The following is a 22,342-nucleotide window of genomic DNA, read 5'->3' as shown; positions in this document are numbered from 1 at the left end:
TAACCGCCCTCGGCACTTCCTGTGACAGAAGATGTATAACCACTCGGAAGATCTGACACTTCTTTAACTGTATACGCGATCTTTGTTCCGCCATTTTTATACATCGGAAGTCCGGTCCACGTGTAAAGCCAGTTGTTTGACTCCGTCAGGGTCACCGGTTTACCGCTCGCCTTGCCGTCCGCGTAGAGCTGCACATTAACCGAGTTCGGGCGTTTGCCGTCCTGATTCCCACTGTCATTCCAGATCTTAGTAACTTTTATTTTAGTTGTCTCCGGCTGGTGCGTATTTGTAATGACAAAATAATGTTGCTTACTGCCATCGCTGATCTGAGACGTATATCCCTCTGGTACATCTACCTCTTTTACGCTATAGGTTATGTTGTTTGATGATTTATCCTTCTCGTCCAGATTGTCCCATGTATAAGTCCACCCATTATCGGCAGACAAGTCAACCGCTTCCCCTTGATTCTCACCATTGGCCAAAAGCTGGACCTTCACACTTGTCGGTCGTTTGCCGTCCTGGTTGTTGTTGTCTTCCCATTCCTTTTTTACGGTAACGCTTGTCTTTCCCGGAGTGTAGGTATTCGTAATGTCATAGCCATTTATAGTTTTGCTATAATCAGTGCTATAATCAGTGACATTATTTTCCGTGATCGTATATTCGATTTCCTGTCCGTTATCATCATATTTAGGGAGATTGTCGAAGCTATACTCCCACTGTCCGTTTTTGTCCGCTGTAACTGATTTACTATCTTTCACTGTACCATTGGCAAGAAGGTTAACCGTTATACTGTCCGGTTTTTTTACACTATTATATCCTGAATTATTCCATGTTTTTGTGCCGGATATGGTTACAGGTGTATATGTATTTGTAATAGTTTCATTATCATCCTTAACGGATTCCTTATCTGCAGTATACTTATCAACAGAACCCTCGCTGACAGTGAATGCAGCATCTTTGCCATCGATCTTCGCCGGCAAGCCATTATACGTAATTGACCATGAATTATCCCCTTTATCTGCTATCTCTGGTTGAAATCCCGTCAATTCCGTGTTGCCATTCATCAGGTGCAGTTTATTTTTATAAGTCTCCAGATCCGGACGAACGTTATCCTTATTACCGTTGTCCTTCCACACCTTAGTGAAGGTTAAACTTGTATCAGTGCTGGAAAGAGCGACCGTTTTGGTAATATCTGTCTGATGGATAACCGCGCCAATCATGTTCTGAAAGCCTTTTCCGTCAGGAGCTGTAACTTTACTGTCCGCCACATAAACCTTCAGATCAGGATCCATCCACGGGATAGTAGATGAGAGCGAGAGCGACATTGAATTCTGCGGTTTCTTAGAAGAAACCAGCGAAAAGCTTTCACCGCCCTTAACCTCAGTTTTCCCGGTTTCTTCAGTGACGCCATCTGGAAGGTTCAGGGTAAAATAAGTATTATATGTCTCCGGTACCTTAAGGGACAGCCGATCCGTGTGCCACTTATTATCACCTGTACTATAATAGAACGTGGGATCCCCGGAAATACTGACCTTTTCATCTTTCGGTTTTTCTGTTGGAATCAGATTCGTTGTATCCGCCTTGAGTAAGTTGTTAACCAAATCTGTTATAGAGATGTCTTTTCCGTTATCTGTTAATTTGTAGTCTTTCAGCAGTTTCCATATGGCATCGCGTGTGCCACCGTAAGCCTGTGACTCTGTCACATAATAATTGGCCATGAATGATTCAGAATATGCTTTTATAGGATCACCATAATTCATACAAAGAACCGCCCTATAGAACGGAAGCTGTATCAGCTGCGTATAGTCCAGTCCGGATGCTGTCTTCTTGTCCTGACCATTATAACTGAACACATCCATCAAAAATTCAGATAACAGTGCCATCTTGTTCTGGTTAGTGCGATCCGAATATGTAAAGGTATTGTTTCCAATACTGTCCGGGAAATCCAGCCGCAGGTACAGGGGCGGCGTCAGCAGTTTATTGAAATAATCCTCCGTGATTGTAGGAACGCTGTTCACTATCTTATACAGACCATATCCATTGTACGGATAGCCAGCATACAATAAGTTTTCCAATTTTGTCTTTAACTCTGTCTGTGTTTCACCTGTAATATTATTCGCATTAAAAAATTTTTCAAAGCTTGTCTCCGTATAAGTCGGGACATTCGGTATACCCTCTGTCTTGTGTGGCCAGTGCAGACTATTGTTCATGCAGTAAAGAATGATTTTTGTATCATCCTCTCCAATTACAGAATGAATATCAGTTTTTTCATCGTAGCCGATTGTGATACCAGACGAATTATTCGCTGTAGCGACCAGCAATGCATGAATCGAGAACTGCTGTGTCTCCAGTGTCGCTGTTCCGGCTGATGCATCTGCTGTGATATCCTCTTTTTCTGCCGAGGAATTCTCATCCTTCAGATGATAAGCACTTACAGAATCCTCTGCCTTCATCTCAGGCAGGGAAAACTGTACCGAAATTTCTTTTTCAGGTTCGATATTATGCTCACCACTGGCAAGATGGAAATCGAAATCATAGGCCATGACCTGATCTGTTGTCAGAGCATTATTGTTGGATGCTTCCTTAAGAGCGGAAAGAATCTGGTCGGAATCAACCTTTGTTACGGTGACCTGAATGCCTGACGGGAACGCTCCTTCCGGCGCACTGATTTGGATCTCTGTTCCATCATCCGCTTTTACGCTCATTGAAACTGCCGGGTATGATTCCGCACTGGTCTCAACCGCGCCTGAATCAGCGGTCGTCCCGGAAGCTTCAGCCGGTTCAGATGCAGCCTCTTCCTCTGCATCATTCGCGCTGTCGGAAGCAGAGATAACCGTATTGTCAGAACCAGTGATATCTGCAGCAGATTGGCTATTTTCATTTCCGGAAGATAATCCTGCATCTCCCAGAACGTCCGTCTCCGCAGCTCCGGTATCTTCATTTTCTGTCTGGTCAGCTTCAGAAATGCCGGCCTGCGCGGATGCAGACTCCTCTGCAGAATCGCCGGCATAAATCGCTGATGGACTCATGATACCTGCAATCATTGTAAAGATACATAAGACTGTGAGAATACGTTTCCATTTCTTCGTTTTTTTCATAAGAACCCCTTACTTTCAGTAAAATATTTCCGCCAGAATCTTCTTATACTTTGTTTGTGCTGATTTTCACCGATCTCTTTTACAAGTAATCTGTTTCGAGGCTTTCGTAAAGATCGTCAGATAAAAAAGCTTTAAAAATGCTTCCTGTTATCGTCTCAAAATCCTTCTGCTATTAGTTAAGTATAATTTGATTTTAATTACAATAGTAGGAATCATTACTATAATATCTTATAACACAAATAAAAACGAAAGTAAACACAATCTATCGTATACATTGTGTATTTTTTAACGAAAACGTTTTTGATATATCGTCGTATTCTCAGTCTTCCATCTTCCCGCTGATCCACCGCAGCATAAATCCCAGCGCATCTAGGCATGCCGCGATCAGAATCAGCGCAATGGTCAATGTGTGATCTCCGTATATGAGCAAATTTATATCCCAGATTGCAGCGCCGATCACGATAAACAGCGCTCCAAACAGGCAGATGGTGCCTATCGCCATAAGAATGTATCCTGAGATTCTTATGATTTTTTTCATACGTCGAAACAGCTCCCTCCTATGAATTCTCTGAGTATGGAGTTCACCGGCACGCTTTCCGAGGGCGTCCCGAGGAAATAGTCCAGAAACTTCAGCAGCCGTTTTGCCTCCAGATATTCCGGAGCATCCTCCGGCACCTGGAACAACAGCGGCTCGGCATAGATCTTCAGAACAGAAAGCTCATAGATCAGCGCCGAATTGTACATCACATCCGCGTTCTCCTGGTGGGGAAAAATATATTTTTCCTCGCCTCTTCGAACCGACGGCCATCTGCGGATTGTCTCCAGCGCGTCGGTTCCCCGGGTCCGGTAATCGCGGACAATGCGACGGAGCAGGCGGCCGTCGGTTGTCGAGATCGGGTTGTGGTCGTCGATATTCAGCTGTGTCAGAGCACTGATATAGACACGGTACACGCAGTCCGCCGGCAGGTGCTCCGACAGCTTCGGATTGAGTCCGTGGATCCCCTCGATGACTAGAATATCCGAATTCTTCATCTGCAGCTTCTGACCGTGATATTCCCTCTGGCCGGTCAGGAAGTTGAAATACGGAAGCTCCACCTCTTTTCCATTCACCAGATCACTCAGCACCTCGCGGATCAGCTCCAGATCGTAGGCCTCCAGGCATTCAAAATCATAATCTCCATTCTCATCCCTCGGGCAGTACTGTCTGTCGCGGTAAAAATTGTCGAGACTGATGGGGTGCGGGGTCAGCCCGTGCGCAGTGAGTTCAATCGACAGCCGGCGGGAGAACGTGGTCTTGCCGGACGATGACGGGCCGGCAATCATGACAAACTTCACATTGCCCCGCTTCCGGATGTCCTGCGCAATGTCCGACATCCGGCTTTCCTGTAGTGCCTCCGCCACCAGCAGCTTATGTTCAATATCTCCTCTTGTAATTGTATCATTCAGGTCCGCCACCGACTGGATTCCCATCCGCGAATTCCAGTCTTCTGAAAGCGACTGTACCTTGAAAAGCTTCGGGAAGGGTGCATATGGGCGAACGCGGTCCGGCTCGTCGTGTTTCGGGTAGACCAGAGCCACCCCGTCCTCATAGCAGCAGACATCAAATACCTTCAGGCAGCCTGTGCCGGGTACCATATAGCCATAGAAATAGTCCTGATAATCGCCGAGCACATACAGGTTCACCGTAGATACTCTGCGGTATTTCAGAAGTCTTTCCTTGTAGGCGATCCCCTGTTTCCGGAAAGAACGGATCGCGTCATAGGTGGACAATGTCTTTCGATGAATCGGCAGATTCTCCTCCACCAGCTCCCGCATGCGTTTTTTTACCAGAGAAGCGAATTCCTCATCCGGTCTGTCCTCTCCGCTGAAGGTGAAGTAATATCCGTTTCCATTTGAAAAATTCAGCGTGATCCGGATATCCTTTCCCGGATTGCGCCTCTTCTCCACATCCAGAACCGCCTTGTTGAAGAGCAGATTCAGGCTTCTTCGGTAGGTCGCCATGCCAATCTGATCCCTGATCGTGAGTGGCTCGACCACGCAATCCTCCTTCACGGGCCGGTTCAGCTCCTGAAGTCTTCCGTTTGCCAGAACCAGCAGAACCGGAAGGTTATCCGGGAGCGGGTGCGCTCCGATAAAATCGATGTAACGAGTGCCTTCGGTTACCTCGAAATGCTTTCCCTGATATTGAATCTGAAATGTTCCTGACATAATAATCTCCTCTCAGTCACTTACCATCTGCCTGAAGATCCATTGCTAAAGTAACAGATGTAAATCCGATGAGTGCGATGTGTGCCGCCACATTCCGCAGCCGCTGCGGATCACCTTGTGCCGTACACGCACTCCTATGCTCTTCTGGCATAAGCCCTGCCGAACTGTCTTCTTTTTTGAAAGATACATTATAAAAAACTGAACGATAAGTAAGAACCAAAATGAACGGATAAAATAAGAAAACAACGGGCGGAAATACTCTGTGAGATTTGCCAGAGCATTCCGCCTTTTTCTTTTTCCTTATCTTAATTAATTATCTGCTCAGATCACCGTGAACGGCGGAATGATCTTCGCGCCGCGGACTTTGCACTCCGGAAACAGCTTGGTCAGCTTCATCACCATGTAATCGATGAAGCAGTACTCTGTGCCGTAGTGTCCCGCATCGATGATATACAGTCCTCTTGCCATCGCGTCAATCGCACTGTGGTAGTCCACATCCCCGGTCACGAGAACCTGTGCGCCCTCGTCGATTACCCGGTCAATCAGACTCTTGCCGGACCCGCCGCATACTGCCACACGGCTCACCAGCAATCCGTCGTCTCCGGATTCTTCCTCGTTTTCCTCCAGTTCCTTCAGACCATAACAGCGCACGGTTGAGAGCCCGAAGGCGCGTCTGACCGTCACGGAAAAATCATACAGTGTCATCGGTTCTTCCAGATCGCCGACCCGTCCGATTCCCTCCTCGACGCCTTCATTCTCGCGTGTAACGTCAAGAACATGCGCGTTCTGCAGGTTCAGCTGATTCTCGTTGAGCTCCGCCATTCCAAGGACGTCGAAATTCGTGTGCATCGCGTAGCAGTTCACATCGTTTTCAATCAGGGTAAGAATTCTTCTGCCGATGAAGCTGTCGTCATTCACCTGCTTGATACTGTGAAATAAGAGCGGGTGATGCGTGATCATAAGGTCTGCTCCCCACTCCACGGCTTCCCGGATCGTCTGTTCCGTCGCGTCCAGGGCGACAAAAATCTTCCGTACTTCACGGTTTCTGCGACCCACCTGCAGTCCGGGGTTGTCCCATTCTTCCGCGCAGGATAACGGATATCCCTGTTCCAGTCTCTGAATAATCTCTTCACATCTCATATCTGCTGTATGCGGCCAGAAGCAGCCGCAGTTCCTCCTTTACTTCCTGAAGTCTTTGCATGGAATTCCCGCTGCCTGCCGCCGCGAGTCTTCCAGCGATCTGCTCATTGACCTGAATCTGCCACGCGAGATACTTTCTCAGGATCGGATCCCTGCGCCGGAGCAGAACCGGGCCAAAGTGCACCTCCATTTCACTGAGGACTGCCGGAGAAGACGGTTCAATGTGTCCTTCCATTTCATTATGTGCTGCCGGAGAAGACGGTTCAATGTGTCCTTCCATCTCATTATGTGCTGCCGAAGAAGACGGGCGCTTTTCTGCCTTGATGATCGGGTAGTATTTTCCGTCCTCAAAGATCATTCGTTCATCTGTGATCGCGAATCCGATCTCCGAAAGGAGCCGGCGGACCTTGTCCACCTCCGACTGCGGTTCCAGAACCAGCTCTTTCAGGGCCGCTGTGGTTGCCGGATGCGCCGTCAGGATGCGGCAGATCAGCATGCCTCCCATCCCCGCAATCACGGCCGTGTCCGCTTCCCCCGGCTTCAGCTTTTCCAGACCGTCCGAGATTCGCAGCTCGATCCGGTCCGAGAGTCCGGCGCCGTTCACCGTCTCCTGTGCCCGGGCGAGCGGTCCTTTTCTCAGATCCATGGCAATGGCAGAGGACACAATTCTATTTTCTACCAGGTATACCGGCACATATCCATGATCCGTTCCGATATCCGCCGTCCTGCTGCCCGGCGTCACCAGGGAGGCCACTGACAGCAGCCGTTCTGACATTTTGTTGATGATCGGTGTATTCGTCAAGATAATCCTCCTGCCCTCTGATGTTAATCGCTATATCCGTCCAGAAGGTTCTTCCGCCTTCTGCTGTTCATTGCCGGATTAATCCAGATAATCCTTCAGCTTTCTGCTGCGGCTCGGATGACGCAGCTTCCGGAGTGCCTTCGCCTCGATCTGACGAATTCGCTCACGGGTAACGTTAAATTCCTTTCCGACCTCCTCGAGGGTTCTGGCTCTTCCGTCATCGAGGCCGAAGCGGAGCCGGAGAACCTTCTGTTCCCTCTCGGTCAGCGTTCCAAGCACCTCTTCCAGCTGCTCCTTCAGCATCGTGAAGGCAGCCGCGTCCGCGGGCACCGGAACATTATCGTCCTGAATGAAGTCTCCCAGGTGGCTGTCCTCTTCCTCGCCGATCGGGGTCTCGAGAGATACCGGCTCCTGTGAGATCTTCAGGATCTCACGCACACGGTCCACGGACATATTCATCTCCTTCGCGATCTCCTCCGGCGTAGGCTCGCGGCCAAGCTCCTGAAGCAGCTGACGGGAGACACGGATCAGCTTGTTGATGGTCTCTACCATATGTACCGGAATACGGATGGTGCGGGCCTGATCGGCGATCGCTCTTGTGATGGCCTGGCGGATCCACCATGTCGCATAGGTTGAGAATTTATATCCCTTCCGGTAATCGAACTTTTCTACCGCCTTGATTAGTCCGAGGTTTCCCTCCTGAATCAGATCCAGAAAAAGCATGCCTCGTCCGACGTATCGCTTCGCGATGGACACAACCAGACGGAGGTTCGCCTCCGCCAGGCGTTTCTTCGCGTTTTCATCGCCGTCCTCCATCCGCTTGGCGAGCTCAATTTCCTCATCCGCTGTCAGAAGCGGCACCTTTCCGATTTCCTTCAGGTACATCCGGACCGGATCCTCGATGCTGACGCCCTCCGGAACCGTGAGATCGATGTTCTCAACATCGGTATCCTCGTTATCGTCCTCTCCCTCCTCGCTGAGAAGGAGCATGTCGTCATTCGGCTCCTCATCCTCACTCTGAATCCGAAGAACATCGATGTCATGATCCTCCAGATATGCCACAACCATCTTGATCTGCTTCTCGTTGAGGTTCATTTCCTTGTAATACTCGACGATCTCCGTGTATTCGAGAGCGTTTTTCTTCTTCTTGGCTACCTCAATGAGGCTTTTGGTTTTTTCCAGCAATTTCTTGTTATCTGCTTCCATGAATGTTCTCCTTCTTCTGATGTACTTGTAAAAAGTACAATTTTCTGTCTATGTCATCCCCGCGCTTACTTACGTAACGCAGCGCGGATCATACGCTTTATCTGCACAGTCCTGCTTTTTTACGAAAAAATATTTTCCGGCAGTCCTCTTGCCCGAAGCTGATCGAGCTTTTTTCTCTCATCCATGATCTTCATGAATCCCTGCATATCCGCGGGATCCAGCTCATCAGCTCTCTTGTCGATGCTCTGCCGCTTCATGCGGCAGAGAACATCGAAAAGCGCCTTCTTGCGGTCTGCCGGACTGTCCAGTGTGATATCTGTGTTGAAGAGAGAGGCGGCCTCTGTCTGCTGTGCGCTGTCCTCGAAATGATTGATGATGGCGGCCGGGCTGATTTTGCCCTTCGCTCCCTGCTCCCAGACCATTTCCGCGACCTCCCGGTACATCGGGTTGGTAAAATCCGCAGGCGACAGATAATCCTTCAGCTGTTCCAGAAGCCCCGGCTGTCCCGCAATCCAGGTGAGCATCAGCTTCTGTTCCTTGTCCGCCGGAGCCGCTGCCATGGCTGCCTTCTGCCTTCGCGCATCGGTGCTCTTCGGCGGCCGGATCTCGGTTCTTCCCACGCCCTTCAGCGCTTCCCGGTTGATCTGTGACACCAGCATGCTCTGCTCGATGTGATATTTTCTCGCGATTGCCTCAGTGTAACTGTTTCTCTCAATCTCATCCCCGATCTCAAGAAGCATGGCCGCCACCTCGTGAAAAAATCTGCTTCGCTCGCCGGGATCGTTCATGTCGTAATTCTGTTCGGTCATGCGGACCATGAAGAGGAAGCTGTTCTCCGCCTCCTCCAGCCTCTGCTCGAACGCCTCGGCTCCCTCTGCCTTGATGAATTCGTCCGGATCCTTGTGCGGCCTCAGGTTTACCACCTTTGTGGAAAGCCCAGCCGTCCGAAGCATCGGAATCGCCCGCAGAGCCGCCTTCACACCGGCGCCGTCCATATCGTAGATGACCAGAACCTGTTTCGTGAACCGGCTCATCAGCGAGCACTGCTGAGAGGTCAGCGCCGTTCCCAGCGAAGCAACGGCGTTCGTGTAACCCGCCTGGTGCATCGAAATGACATCCATGTAGCCCTCACAGATGATGAAGTTCTTCCGGCGCGTCCTTCTCGCCACATTCAGGCCGTACAGATTCCGGCTCTTGTCGAACACAGGCGTCTCCGGGGAGTTCAGATATTTCGGTTTTCCGTCTCCCATCACCCGGCCGCCGAAGCCGATCACCCGGCTGTTCGCGTCCATAATGGGGAACATGACCCGGTTCCAGAACTTGTCTGAAAATCCCCGCTTCTCATCGACATGAAACAGCCCGGATTCCTTCAAAATCCCGTCGCTGTAGCCTTTTTTCTTAAAAAACTGATACAGATCGTTGCTGTATTTGTCGGCATAGCCAAGTCCGAAGCTCCGCATGGTTTCCGCACTAAGCCCGCGCCCTTCCAGATACCTCAGCCCGGCCTGTCCCGCCGGGGAATGGAGTCTGGAATAAAAATACAGCGCCGCCTGCTTGTTGATTTCCAGAAGTCTCGACCGCTTATCCTGTTCTTCCCGCTCCTCTCTCGAATACTCCGCCTCCGGAAGCTTCACGCCTGCCCTGTCCGCCAGAGCCTTGATTGCCTCCTGAAAGCTGTAATTCTCGTACTCCATCAGAAAGGTGTACACATTTCCGCCTTTGCCGCAGCCGAAGCAGTAATACATCTGCTTGTCCCGGCTCACCGAGAAAGACGGCGATTTTTCATTATGAAACGGGCACAGCCCGAAATAATTGCTGCCCCGCTTCTGAAGCTTCACATATTGAGAGATCACATCCACGATGTCGTTTCGTTCACGGACATCCTCGATGACCTCATCTGTATATCGCATGATTCCTCAAATAACCTCCTGTCCGTATCTGACGGTATCACTGTCTGACTGACGATTGGCTATGTAAGCCGCCATACAGAAGATACATCCTGACGATTACTCTGTAAATCGTCTTATGGGAGATACATTCTGACAATAGCTCTGTAAACCGCCATATGGAAATATATCCTGACGATTGCCCTATAAACCGCCATATGGAAATATATCCTGACGATTGCCCTGTAAACCGCCATATGGAAGATCCATCGTGCCGCAGCCTTTATGAGATGCGGATTTCGCGCGATCGCGCTTCCTTCCTGTCACAATACGTCCCAGGATTTTGGAATGTAGATCTCCCGGAATTTGTGAATCGCGTACTGGTCCGTCATCCCGGAGATGTAATCACAGACAACCCGCTCCGGTGTCTCGCCCTGCTCCAGCATCTTGCGGTATTCTCCCTTCAGAAGCTCCGGATGCCGGACGTAATATCCATACATCTCTGTCAGCATCCTGTCCACCTTGATCTCCTCGGACTTTGCCACCGGATTTGTGTACACATCCGCAAACATCAGCTTGCGGAAGGTCATCATCGCGTCATGGATCTGCTCCGACTGCCGGATATCATCGCGGTCCCGGCTGCTGGCGATCAGATCCATCACCAGTGTATTCAGCCTCTCGCGGGAAGTATATCCAAGCGTCATCCGCAGCGTAATCGGAATATCGTCTTCGCTGATGATCCCTGCCCGCTGCGCATCGTCCATGTCGTGATGAATATACGCAATCTTGTCACAGATCCGCACGATCTTTCCTTCCAGCGTGTGCGGTGTCGTGCTCATCTGATGATTCAGAATTCCGTCCCGCACCTCCCAGGTGAGGTTCAGCCCCTCCCCGTTTTTCTCCAGCTTTTCCACGACACGGAGACTCTGCTCATAGTGACGGAACCCCGACGGACAGAGCCTGTTCAGGGTTCTCTCCCCGGCATGGCCGAATGGAGTGTGCCCAAGATCATGCCCCAGAGCAATTGCCTCGACAAGATCCTCATTAAGCCGCAGTGCCTTCGCTACTGTCCTGGAAATCTGGGATACCTCCAGCGTGTGTGTCAGGCGCGTCCGGTAGTGATCTCCCTGCGGCGACAGGAACACCTGCGTCTTGTCCTTCAGTCTCCGGAAGGACTTGCAGTGCAGAATCCGGTCACGGTCGCGCATGTAATCCGTTCGAACGGTATCCTCGCTGATCGGCCAGTCCCGCCCCCGCGTCTCCCGGCTGTGGGCAGCGTAAGGGCTCAGATCATCCAGTTCGTTTTCTTCAATCGCTTCCCGAATATTCATGGCTCTGCTCTCCAATCTTTGCCGAGAATGCTGCTTTCCCGAAAAAATGCGTCTATTATATATTTACGACGCCAAAAAGGATTTTCCTTTTTTATTTTGAAAAGTTTCAAACGCAAAGCGTTAAATTTTTGTCCGTCCAGACAAGAAAAACACCAACCCCGGGTGGATTGGTGCTGGTGTAGACTGCTGATCTAAGCAATGCTGAGTCGGGCGACGATTTTGCAGAATTCTTGATTTTCGTCGCCTGACAAGCTCTAAATAGCTTTGACTGAGCGGCGGTTCTGCCGAATTCTTGTTTTCCGTCGCCTGCGGACAGCAGCTACTGTTGATCACCCCTGTCCTCTTTCTCCTCCGGATGCTCCACATGAAGCTTGATTTTTCCGACTCTGTGTCCATCCATTTCGAGAATCCGTATGGTCATATTCTCATAGTGGTAAACATCCCCGCGGGAGGGAACCTTTCCGGCGATCTCCAGAATCCATCCGCTCACGGTAATCGAATCATGCTCTCGCTCACATCCGATCTCATCGAAGAGCTTTTCAAGGTTTGCGGAGCCCTCCACCACATAGTCGCTGTCCGTGATCTTCCGGATTTCCTGGACAATTTCGTCATGCTCGTCCCAGATCTCGCCGACCAGCTCCTCCAGAATATCCTCCATGGACACGATACCGACCGTGCCGCCGTACTCATCGACCACGACCGCCAGATGAATTTTTTTCTTCTGAAGCTCGCGCAGGAGCTCGTCGATCTTCTTGTGCTCCGTGATAAAGACCGTCGGACGTATGATGGAGTCGATCGTCCGGTCCGAGCCGAAAATCTTGTTATAAAAGTCCTTTTCATAAAGGATTCCCGTGATATGGTCCATGTCCTCCCGGTAAACCGGAAGCCTCGAGTAGCCGGTCTGGGCAAAGATGTCCGCGATTTCCTGATTGGAGGTTCCATACTCCACTCCGACGATATCCACTCTCGGTGTCAGAATATCAACCGCCTCCTGATCCCGGAATTCGATTGAATTGCGGATCAGATCGCTTTCCTCCTCACCAATGCCGCCACCGGTCTCCGCCTCATCGACGATTGTCAGAAGCTCCTCGTCCGTGATTGCGCGGTCTTCCTCACCTTTAATGAGCTTCGCCAGAAACTTCTTCCACAGTCCGAAGAGAAAATTCACCGGCGTCAGAACTACAACGATACAGCTCAGAAGCGGGGCAGCCAGCATCGCCACCTGCTCCGGAAACTCCGACGCCATGCTCTTCGGCGAAATCTCGCCAAAAATCAGGAGCACCAGCGTCGTCACCAGCGTCGCAATGCCGGAACCTGCATCCTCTCCGAGCATACGCACGAAGAAAACGGTCGCCAGAGATGTAGCGCCGATGTTTACGACGTTATTTCCGACCAGAATCGTGGAGAGGACACTGTCATAACGGTCCAGCAGCTTCATCACAAGGATCGCCCGCCGGTCTCCCTTCTCCGCCATATTCTTGACCCGGATATGATTCAGCGAGGCAAACGCCGTCTCCGTCGCTGAAAAATAAGCCGATAATATTACACAAATTACGATAACAACCAGAGTACCGATATTTTTTTCCATATCTTTCCTGCATTCATCCCCTCAAAAATGTCATTGTTCACGGCACAGAACCTCGCCCGGGCATTATCTCTGCCGTTCTTCGCGGCTCTTCCGGCCCCGGGCATTACCTCTGCCATTCTTCGCGGCTCTTCCGGCCCCGGGCATTACCTCTGCCGTTCATCACCGATCTTCTGACTCGGCTGATTCTGCTGTTTCAGCTTGCAGCAGTCCGGCACCTCGCCGTGAAACGCTTCCTTGTTCGAATCCGCCATACGCTTCAACCACGCATTCCAATGATTTTTGATTCCGGAAAAAATACTCATATGACAAAAGCCATTTCCTTTCTTGATCGTTCGGATCATCCTTCTTGCATTACGAATTCTCATCATATCTGAATTTTCCCTATTGCTGATATCTGGAAGTTCTTTTCTGCACGGGATTTCACCGTATTCCTATCATAGCACGGAAATCCTTTTTCGCAAGCCGGCATATCCTGAATTCCTGCCTGCTGTACCGGCAGGGCAGAACCTGTCTTGAATTATGCCCGGACAGCTTTTATAATAATATGTACAAACAAAAAAGACTTTTTCCGGATTCACCGCGGGCGTTCGCGCACAATCACTCGGGAAAAAGTCGGATTCAAATGTATGCGGAGGGAATCTGATGGAAAAATCAAAGGTCTATTTTACCGACTTTCGTACACACACCAATGGCCCGAGCCTGCCGGGGAAGCTGGCGAAGCTGATTCGCAAGGCAGGAATCGGCAGCATTGATATGGACGGAAAGTTTGTAGCAATCAAGATGCATTTCGGCGAGCTCGGCAACATCTCCTATCTGCGTCCGAACTACGCAAAAGCAGTCGCTGACGTGGTAAAGGAACTCGGCGGAAAGCCCTTCCTGACCGACTGCAATACGCTCTATCCCGGAAGCAGGAAGAACGCGCTTGATCATCTGAGCTGTGCTGAAGAGAACGGCTTCAGCATGGCGACCACCGGATGCCACGTCATCATCGGCGACGGTCTGTGCGGAACCGATGAAGTGATCGTCCCGATCCGGAACGGTGAATATCTCAAGGAGGCATATATCGGCCATGCCATCATGGATGCCGATATCCTGATCAGTCTCACCCATTTCAAGGGTCATGAGGCGACCGGCTTCGGCGGAGCACTCAAAAATATCGGTATGGGATGCGGAAGCCGCGCAGGAAAGATGCACCAGCACAACTCCGGAAAGCCGCATGTCATTGAAGAGCAATGCCGCGGCTGCAGGAGCTGCGCAAAGGAATGCGGTTCCGATGCCATTTCTTACGAAAGCGGGAAGGCACACATCAACCAGGATATCTGCAAGGGATGCGGACGCTGCATCGGTGCCTGCAATTTCGACGCCATCGTAAACAACAACTGGGACGCCAACGAAATCCTCGGCTGTAAGATCGCCGAATACTCCCAGGCAGTCTGTGACGGCCGCCCGACCTTCCACATCAGCCTGATCACTGATGTCTCACCGAACTGTGACTGCCACCCGGAGAATGACGCCCCGATTCTTCCGAATATCGGAATGTTTGCCTCCTTTGATCCGGTTGCCCTCGATCAGGCCTGCGTTGACGCTTGTCTCGCTGCCACACCGATCCGCAACAGTCAGCTCGGAGACAACCTCGCGAAACCGGACTGGCACCATCATCACGACCATTTCCTGGACAGCAACCCGAACGTACGCTGGAAGGAGACACTCGAACACGCCGAGAAGATCGGCCTCGGCAGCCGCTCCTATGAACTGATCACCATGAAATAAGGATCCGTCAATGATACTCTTGTAGTAACAACCAGGAAGGGATGCCTCGTGGTGATGACAGGGAAGCCGCATCCATGAAGCATTGACTTGCAGTGACAGATTTTCCGGATCCATCAAAAGGGTCCGGGAATTTTTTTGTCCTTTCACGCGTGACAGACCCGGGGCTGCTGCTGTGTGATACAGTGGATATTGCCGCCCCCATAAACGATCTCTCTGGTCCTGACACCGACCGTTTGCCGGTCCGGGAACATGGCAGCGATTTGCCGAAGGGCCACCTCATCATTCGGGTCATCATACTGAGGCACGATCACCCCTCCATTTACAATCAGGAAATTCAGGTAAGACGCCGCGCAGAGTTCTCCGGGATTACGAGGAATCGCATGACCGCTGCTCTCTACTTCATAGTCTTCGGGAAGACGGACCGGATACTTCGGACAGCAGACCGGATGTACCTTCAGTTTTCTTCCCCTGGCATTCCGCGACTGTTCCAGAACGCGAAGCGCTTTCTGTGATGCCTGATAAAACGGGCTGTCCGGGTTTTCTTCCCGAATGCATGCCACCTCCCCCGGACGGACAAAGCATGCCACATCATCAACATGTCCGTTTGTCTCCTCCGGATCAATCCCGTCCGGAATCCATATCACCTTCTCTGCCCCGAGATAGGCACAGAGCCGCTGACCGATCTGTTCTTTTGTCAGTCCGGGGTTTCTCCCCTGACTCAGAAGGCACATTTCTGTCGTAAGAATAGTTCCCTCGCCATCCGTGTGAAAGGATCCTCCCTCAAGAATAAAATCAGCACGATACCGGTCAATCCCCAACATGTCGCAGATTTTTCCCGCAAGGGCATCATCCTGATCCCATGGCTGATATAATCCGTCCACATCGCCGCCATAAGCATTGAACCGCCAGTCACAGGCACGCAGTCCTCCCTTGTCATTGACGACAAACGAAGGGCCGGTATCCCGGATCCAGGCATCATCAGAAGACATCTCAATCACTTCCACATCCGGAACATTTAGGAACGCATTCTCTGCCCGCTCCATCTGATCCGGAGACGCTAGCATGCAGACCGGTTCAAACGCGGCAATTGCTCTTGCAACATCGGCATAGGCTTTCTGCGCCGGAAGCGCATGCTCTCTCCAGTTATCCGGCCTTTCCGGCCATATCATCCAGATTCTGTCCTGTGGTTCAAATTCTCCCGGCATCCGGTACCCATCCCTTCCGGGAAGTGAATTTCTGATGAAACCCATCCTCTTTCCTCCTGATCCTGTTCGCAGTTCCATTTATCAGTGTACTGCAGTGACGATCCCACACCTCTTCACAGAAGAATAGAGCCTGCCGATTAGCCCTTCAGCTTCGTCCACATGCTGTCCAGTGTCGCAATGGTGTCCGTATCCAGATTATCCACATATTCTCCTGCGGAAATTACGCTCTCCGGCGGGTTTTTCGCCTCATTATCTGTGTAGTCTGCGCCCATCGCCTTTACCGCTGCCGTATTCGGATTCAGATACGGGAATTCCTTGGAAATTGCCTCTGAGGTTTCCGGCTCCAGGATGTAATTGATAAATTTCTCTGCAGCGTCCTTGTGCTTTGCGCCCTTCGGGATCGCCCAGTTATCCATGAAGACATACGCGCCTTCCTTCGGGAATACAATCTTAATGTCCGGATTTTCTTCCATGGCAAGCGCAATCTCCGCACTCCAGCAGAAACCGACCGTACAGTCACCGCTGATCAGAGAAGATTTCGGCGAATCCGAATCATACACCTTGATATTGTCCTTCAACGTCAGAAGCTTCTGTTCCACCTCCTTCAGCTTATCCGGATCTGTCTCATTCATGGAAAGCCCCATCGAGCGCTCGGTCATGCCGATCACCGCACGGTAATCGTCCAGTACAACCAGGGAATTCTTCAGAGACGGATCAAACAGATCATTGTAGCTGGTGATTTCCTTCTTGACCTTCTTCGTATTGACCGCGATTGCGGCAACGCCGCCCTGATACGGAACCGAATAGGTGTTGTCCGGATCATAGGACGGATTGAGATACTGCTCTCCGATATTTTTCAGATTGGTCAGCTTGTCCTTATCCAGCTTCTCCAGCATATCCTGGGAGATCATCTGCTTTACCATATAATCCGAGGGCTGGACGATATCATATGTGCCCTCCGCCTCCGCCTTCACCTTGGCGAGCATATCTTCATTCGAAGAAAACGTAGTAACATTCACCTTGATGCCGGTCTCTTTCTCAAAATTCTGAATGACACTGTCCGGAATATATTCTGTCCAGACAAAAATGTTCAGGCTGTCCGCGTCTCCGCCGGAGGAGCTCCCTCCGGAAGTGTTGATTCCGCATCCCGTAATCCCGACTGCCATAGCAGCCACAAGTCCCAACGCAAGCATACTCTTTATTTTTTTCGTCATATCAATCTCTCCTTCCCTTGCCATCGTCTCATCTCACTGGATCATAGCCGGATTCCAGGGTGCTTCCGCAGCATCCTTCTATACGGCTATTGTTCCTATTCGCTTTGTGATAAATTCTGTCTATTTTCTCTTTATATTATCCTTTTCATTTTTCTGTCTTCATGTACAGCATGTACTTTCCTTTGACTTATCTTTTTCTCGTCTTTTTCTTATCTTTTTCTTATCTTCCGGTTCTTGCGGCTGAAGATACCGCTCTGTGTCAGAATAACCAGCACGACAGTTCCGACCAGAATCAGCGTGCTCAGCGCGTTGACATCTGGCGCGACGCCGCTCTTGATGCTCTCCATCACCTTCAGCGGGTAGGTCTTTGTCGTTCCGTTTACAAAATAGCTGATAATCACGTCGTCGATCGAAAGGGTAAATGCCAGCAGTGCTCCGCCCGCAATTCCGGGAGCAAGCACCGGGAACGTCACCTCGAAGAACGTCCGTATCCGGTTTGCCCCGAGATCCATGCTTGCTTCCTCAAGTGAAATATCATACCCCGCAAGTCTCGATCTTACGTTAAAGATGACAAAAGGAACGTCAAAGGTTACGTGCGCGAGAATCAGCGTTCCCATGCCTCTGGGAATTCCGGTCCCGGCAAACATGGTCAGAAGCGATATACCAAGCACAATCTCCGGAATCACCACCGGAATGTACAGCAGCGCATCGATCAGCTTCTTCCCGCGGAACTTATAGCGGTACATGCCGATGGCACCGAGCGTGCCGACCGCGGTCGAGAGCAGAGTACTTACCACTGCAAGAAATATCGTATTGCCGAAGGAATTCAGGAGCGCCGCATTTCGGAGCAGTTCCCCGTACCAGTACAGGGAAAAACCTTTCCAGGACAGATATGGCTTCGTCATTGTCCCATTAAAAGAGTTGACCACAATAACCACTATCGGAAGAAATAGAAATGCATAGACCAGAAAGAGGAATATGCCCTGACCGGGAGTGATCTCTCTCTTTTTTTCCTTCGCCATTACCTTTGTCTCTGTATTCATCAATCACACCCCCAGACTTTCCATGTCGCCTCCGAGCTTCTGATAAATCCGCACAAGCAAAAGCGTTACCAGAATCAGAATGATGGAGAGCGCGGCTCCAAGAGGCCAGTTATTGCCGCTCTGGAACTGCCGTTCAATCAGGTTGCCGATCATATCGGTGTTGCCTCCGCCGAGGATATCGGATACATAGAAGTATCCGAGCGCCGGTATAAAGACCATAATGCATCCGGAGAAGATGCCGCTCGATGTCAGCGGCAGGATCACTTCAAAAAATGTCTGAACCTTTCTGGCTCCCAGATCTGCGGAAGCCTCCAGGAGACTGCCGTCCAGCTTCTCCAGCGCCGAATAAAGCGGCAGAACCATGAATGGGAACAGGCAGTACACCATGCCGAGTACTGTTGTCGCCGGATGATAAAGGAGATCCAAAGGGTCCTTTATCAGATGCACCTTCAGCAGAAAACTGTTCAGCCATCCGCTGTTTCCGAGAAATGTCTTCCATCCGTAGATCCGGATCAGTGAGTTTGTCCAGAACGGTATAATAACAAGCATGTAGAAAATATTTTTTCTCCTGCTTTTTGTTCTCGCGATGATCCAGGCAAAGGGAAAGGCAATCAGCAGCGCCAGAACCGTAGAAAGAAAAGCAATCAGCAGTGACTGCAGATATATTTTCAGATAATCCGGATCGATCAGTCTGATATAATTTTTGAAAGTAAACTGAAAAACAACATTATAATTCTCATCGATATTGCAAAAGCTGATGACAATGACATAGATCATCGGTATCGCCACAAACAGAATCATCCACAGACTCACCGGCGCAACAGTGGTCAGTGCCGGCAGGATTCTTGAACGAAACCGCATCTTTTCTTTGCTTTTATCGCCCACACCTGTCACCTCCAAACACGAGCTCTGTGTTGCAATTTCGAAAACAAAATAACGACAGACACAAAATCATCTCCTCACACGATCGGCATGCTCGATTGAATTTCATAACGACTGAGAAATTGGAATGATTTTCTCACACGATCAGCATGCTCAATTGAATTTCATAACAACTGAGAAATTTGAATGATTTTCTCACACGATCGGCATATTATTCAGCGCATTGTAGATGGTATTGTCACTGTTGTGGAGAAGCACCGCATCTCCTACATCCCAGGTGACATAGACAACCTCTCCTACCTTAGGCACTTCTTCGCCGGAGAGCCGTTCCGCCCTGACCTCGTTTCCGTTCGGAAGCACGATGTTACATTTTAAAACAGAGCCGACATAGATATAATCCTTTACGATGCCCTGGAGTCCGAAGCTTCCGATGTCATCCTTGTAAAATCTGATTTTCTCCGGACGCACGGAAATCGTGACAAATTCTCCGTTGCTGAAGCCATCCCCGTTCGCCTGCACAAATCCGTTCTCCACAGCAACCTCACATGTCCTGCCGGCGATTTCGACAATGCAGCCTTCAAAAATATTCGTCTCACCGATAAAGGTCGCGACAAATTTCGTCGCGGGATGTTCATAGATTTCAGAGGGAACGGCGACCTGATCGATAATGCCGTCGTGCATGACAGCGATCCGGTCGCTCATTGTAAGCGCCTCCTCCTGATCGTGTGTGACATAGATAAACGTAATGTTCAGTTTCTTCTGAAGCCGTTTCAGTTCGAGCTGCATCTGCTTTCGCAGCTTCAGATCGAGCGCGCCGAGCGGTTCATCCAGGAGAAGCACCTTCGGCCGGTTGATCAAAGCTCTTGCGATCGCCACCCTCTGCTTCTGACCGCCGGACAGCTGTGCCGGGTAACGATCCTCGAATCCCTCAAGCTGCACCATAGAGAGCATCTCTTCCACCCGCTCGCGGATTTCCGGCTTTGGTACTTTTTTCATACGTAACCCGTAAGCTATGTTGTCGAAAATTGTCTTGTGCGGGAATAAAGCATAGGTCTGAAATACTGTGTTCACATCCCTCTCAAAGGGCTGCCTCGCTTCAATGCTTTCTCCCTCCACCCGGATGCTCCCGCTGCTAGGGATCTCAAATCCAGCGATCATCCGCAGAGTCGTCGTCTTGCCGCAGCCGGAGGATCCGAGAAGCGTCAGAAACTCACCCGCCTTCACGTGAAGATTCATATCCTTCACGACGTGATTGGTGCCGTATATTTTGTTCACATGGTCCAGTTCAACAATATATTCGCTCACTCCGATATCACCTCTTTAAAAAAAATGTATCTGTCCGGCCGCTCTGCGCGGCCAGGCCATAGGAGTACTTGGAACTGCTGTATAAAATCCAGAGCGACTCATCTCTGCGCTCCGGCCTTGGTAACCTCAGAGTGCCTCATCTCCACGTTCACCGGTACGAATACGGATTGCATCCTCGATCGGCCGGATAAAGATTTTGCCATCTCCCACATGGTCTGTCGCCAGCTTATCCCGAACAGCCTCGATGATCGGCTCGACCTTCTTGTCCTCTACTACGATCTGAACGCGAATCTTCGGCAGCAGGTTAATGGTTGTCTTGAGCCCCTTCAGTTCCTTTACCGCGGTATCGGAGGCTCCTTTCTGCGTCCCGCAGCCCATAGCTGTGGAAATTGTCATACCTCCGCAATTCTCCTGATCCAGAATAGCCTTTACATCCTCAAGTCTATCAGGTCTGATGATCATAACCAGTTCCTTCATATTTTTTCCTCCTTCCATTTCAAACACTAGTCAGACATGGCAATGCGCTCTTCGCGGATAATATCCCGCCGATGCGAATGGAGCCTCACACGTCTGCTTCATGAATCAGTACCTCTCACTGTTCGAGTAAAAAAATAAGGGCGCACCGGGAATTCCTTCCCGATACGTCCTTGTATCATTAACAGTACATACATCATTTTCACCGACATGTAGTACAAAAAAAAGTACCCGACCATCGCTAAAGATGGCAGATACTTCATTGTACGTCTGACAAGTTTTCAAATTTCTTTTTCTTGAATTATGTATGCTATACTAGCAAAGAGGAATTCGTAAAGCAATACTTTTCTTCAGGTATTTCCGGTATTTTCTAACAGTTTCGCAATACTTTCTGATAACTTTGCGGTACTTTCTAACAGTTCTGTGGTACTTTTTAAACCGTCTGCGCATTTTTAATGATATGTCATTCCACATTCGTCCAGATGCTGAGCGTATCGATAACCTTCTGTTTGTCCTCTTCCCCCAGCTTCTCTACCATCCTGGATATCTTATGATCCAGAGAAGTTTTCCGGTATGCCGGTACTGCTCTCCCGACAAGCTCATCCAATGTGATCCCTGTTAAATCTCCGTAGTAGCACAGCACACGGAGAGACATCGCAGTTCTGCTGTTTTCCACGTTGCTGATATATCCGGGCGTCACATTCAGGGTTCTGGCAACATCCACCTGTGTCAGACCGTGTTCCTTTCTCAGTTTCTTCACTACCTGTCCGAGATTTGCGAATTCAAAATCACCTTGTTTGCCCATCCGACTGCACCTCTTCAACCATCTTTAGAAATATATTATGAGCGGGTGCAGTATTCTCAGGGTATAGACAATGTTCATAATATTATATTGAAAATGCCTTCGAAAATGCATTCAGTCTCTTACACACGCTTTGCGTGTGACGAGCCTGTCTGCGTTTTCGAAGAGCTTATACAATTAAAAAGAGCCTGCCGAAGCAGACTTTTCATAAGATCAACACATACCTTCAAAACTGAATACACAAACTCTTCCCGGGAATCCGTCTCCGGATTCCCTCCTTCCGTTCCAACTTATGCTTCAGGTCAAACCCTCGACCGATTAGTAACAGTCAGCTCCATGCCTTACGGCACTTCCACCTCTGCCCTATCAACCTTATCGTCTTTAAGGG

The 22,342-nt window shown here is 50.1% G+C and carries 19 protein-coding genes and 1 rRNA gene; 1 reads left to right on the top strand and 19 read right to left on the bottom strand.

Features of this window, described 5'->3' with window-relative positions:
- From ACTNDI_RS13215 to ACTNDI_RS13165, 11 genes are all read right to left on the bottom strand, one after another.
- On the bottom strand, positions 1-3,098 hold a 3,098-nt coding region (locus ACTNDI_RS13215; protein ID WP_441101432.1), incomplete at its 3' end, for a Cna B-type domain-containing protein.
- A gap of 319 nt (positions 3,099-3,417) precedes the next feature.
- Complete coding sequence (locus ACTNDI_RS13210) at positions 3,418-3,636, bottom strand: hypothetical protein (protein ID WP_441101431.1); 219 nt, start codon at positions 3,634-3,636, stop codon at positions 3,418-3,420.
- Positions 3,633-5,306, bottom strand: coding sequence for a nucleoside kinase (locus tag ACTNDI_RS13205; protein ID WP_441101430.1), 1,674 nt, complete (start codon positions 5,304-5,306; stop codon positions 3,633-3,635). The genes ACTNDI_RS13210 and ACTNDI_RS13205 overlap by 4 nt, the downstream gene beginning before the upstream one ends.
- A gap of 321 nt (positions 5,307-5,627) precedes the next feature.
- Positions 5,628-6,446 carry a Nif3-like dinuclear metal center hexameric protein gene (locus tag ACTNDI_RS13200; protein WP_441101429.1) on the bottom strand — a complete coding sequence of 273 codons (819 nt, stop codon included), beginning with the start codon at positions 6,444-6,446 and terminating at the stop codon, positions 5,628-5,630.
- Complete coding sequence (locus tag ACTNDI_RS13195) at positions 6,436-7,248, bottom strand: tRNA (adenine(22)-N(1))-methyltransferase (RefSeq protein ID WP_441101428.1); 813 nt, start codon at positions 7,246-7,248, stop codon at positions 6,436-6,438. The genes ACTNDI_RS13200 and ACTNDI_RS13195 overlap by 11 nt, the downstream gene beginning before the upstream one ends.
- A gap of 78 nt (positions 7,249-7,326) precedes the next feature.
- A complete protein-coding gene (rpoD, locus tag ACTNDI_RS13190; protein ID WP_441101427.1) occupies positions 7,327-8,454 on the bottom strand; it encodes an RNA polymerase sigma factor RpoD in 1,128 nt (375 codons plus the stop codon).
- A 119-nt stretch (positions 8,455-8,573) separates the two neighbouring features.
- A complete protein-coding gene (gene dnaG / locus ACTNDI_RS13185) occupies positions 8,574-10,364 on the bottom strand; it encodes a DNA primase (protein WP_441101426.1) in 1,791 nt (596 codons plus the stop codon).
- A gap of 299 nt (positions 10,365-10,663) precedes the next feature.
- Positions 10,664-11,671: a deoxyguanosinetriphosphate triphosphohydrolase gene (locus ACTNDI_RS13180; RefSeq protein WP_441101425.1), complete on the bottom strand. Its 1,008-nt coding sequence runs from the start codon at positions 11,669-11,671 to the stop codon at positions 10,664-10,666.
- Between the two features lie 319 nt (positions 11,672-11,990).
- On the bottom strand, positions 11,991-13,259 hold the full coding sequence (locus ACTNDI_RS13175; protein WP_441101424.1) for an HlyC/CorC family transporter: 1,269 nt from the start codon (positions 13,257-13,259) through the stop codon (positions 11,991-11,993).
- Entirely contained in the window at positions 13,223-13,375 is a 153-nt protein-coding gene (locus ACTNDI_RS13170; protein ID WP_441101423.1) for a hypothetical protein, read from the bottom strand. The genes ACTNDI_RS13175 and ACTNDI_RS13170 overlap by 37 nt, the downstream gene beginning before the upstream one ends.
- 27 nt (positions 13,376-13,402) lie before the next feature.
- Positions 13,403-13,627, bottom strand: coding sequence for an LDCC motif putative metal-binding protein (locus ACTNDI_RS13165; RefSeq protein ID WP_441101422.1), 225 nt, complete (start codon positions 13,625-13,627; stop codon positions 13,403-13,405).
- A gap of 274 nt (positions 13,628-13,901) precedes the next feature.
- Here ACTNDI_RS13165 and ACTNDI_RS13160 point away from each other — a divergent pair, with 274 nt between their 5' ends.
- Positions 13,902-15,029 carry a DUF362 domain-containing protein gene (locus ACTNDI_RS13160; protein ID WP_441101421.1) on the top strand — a complete coding sequence of 376 codons (1,128 nt, stop codon included), beginning with the start codon at positions 13,902-13,904 and terminating at the stop codon, positions 15,027-15,029.
- A gap of 143 nt (positions 15,030-15,172) precedes the next feature.
- Here ACTNDI_RS13160 and aguA read toward each other — a convergent pair whose 3' ends face one another.
- The 8 genes from aguA to ACTNDI_RS13120 form a co-directional block, all read right to left on the bottom strand.
- Positions 15,173-16,279, bottom strand: coding sequence for an agmatine deiminase (gene aguA, locus ACTNDI_RS13155; RefSeq protein ID WP_441101420.1), 1,107 nt, complete (start codon positions 16,277-16,279; stop codon positions 15,173-15,175).
- A 92-nt stretch (positions 16,280-16,371) separates the two neighbouring features.
- Positions 16,372-17,448: an ABC transporter substrate-binding protein gene (locus tag ACTNDI_RS13150; protein ID WP_441101419.1), complete on the bottom strand. Its 1,077-nt coding sequence runs from the start codon at positions 17,446-17,448 to the stop codon at positions 16,372-16,374.
- 209 nt (positions 17,449-17,657) lie between these two features.
- On the bottom strand, positions 17,658-18,491 hold the full coding sequence (locus ACTNDI_RS13145) for an ABC transporter permease (RefSeq protein WP_441101418.1): 834 nt from the start codon (positions 18,489-18,491) through the stop codon (positions 17,658-17,660).
- A 3-nt stretch (positions 18,492-18,494) separates the two neighbouring features.
- Positions 18,495-19,376, bottom strand: a complete 882-nt coding sequence (locus ACTNDI_RS13140; RefSeq protein ID WP_441101417.1) for an ABC transporter permease — start codon at positions 19,374-19,376, stop codon at positions 18,495-18,497.
- A gap of 192 nt (positions 19,377-19,568) precedes the next feature.
- Positions 19,569-20,678, bottom strand: coding sequence for an ABC transporter ATP-binding protein (locus ACTNDI_RS13135; RefSeq protein ID WP_441101416.1), 1,110 nt, complete (start codon positions 20,676-20,678; stop codon positions 19,569-19,571).
- Between the two features lie 126 nt (positions 20,679-20,804).
- Positions 20,805-21,155 (bottom strand): P-II family nitrogen regulator, encoded by a 351-nt coding sequence (locus tag ACTNDI_RS13130; protein WP_441101415.1) that lies wholly within the window; start codon positions 21,153-21,155, stop codon positions 20,805-20,807.
- Positions 21,156-21,615: 460 nt separating this feature from the next.
- On the bottom strand, positions 21,616-21,957 hold the full coding sequence (locus tag ACTNDI_RS13125) for a helix-turn-helix domain-containing protein (protein WP_441101414.1): 342 nt from the start codon (positions 21,955-21,957) through the stop codon (positions 21,616-21,618).
- Between the two features lie 295 nt (positions 21,958-22,252).
- Positions 22,253-22,342 (bottom strand): 23S ribosomal RNA (locus ACTNDI_RS13120); the annotation flags it as partial.

The organism is Bilifractor sp. HCP3S3_D3 (assembly GCF_052063915.1).
Taxonomy (GTDB): domain Bacteria; phylum Bacillota; class Clostridia; order Lachnospirales; family Lachnospiraceae; genus Bilifractor.
Note: the sequence above shows the minus strand (reverse complement) of the source record. Positions and strands in the feature narration are given on the sequence as shown.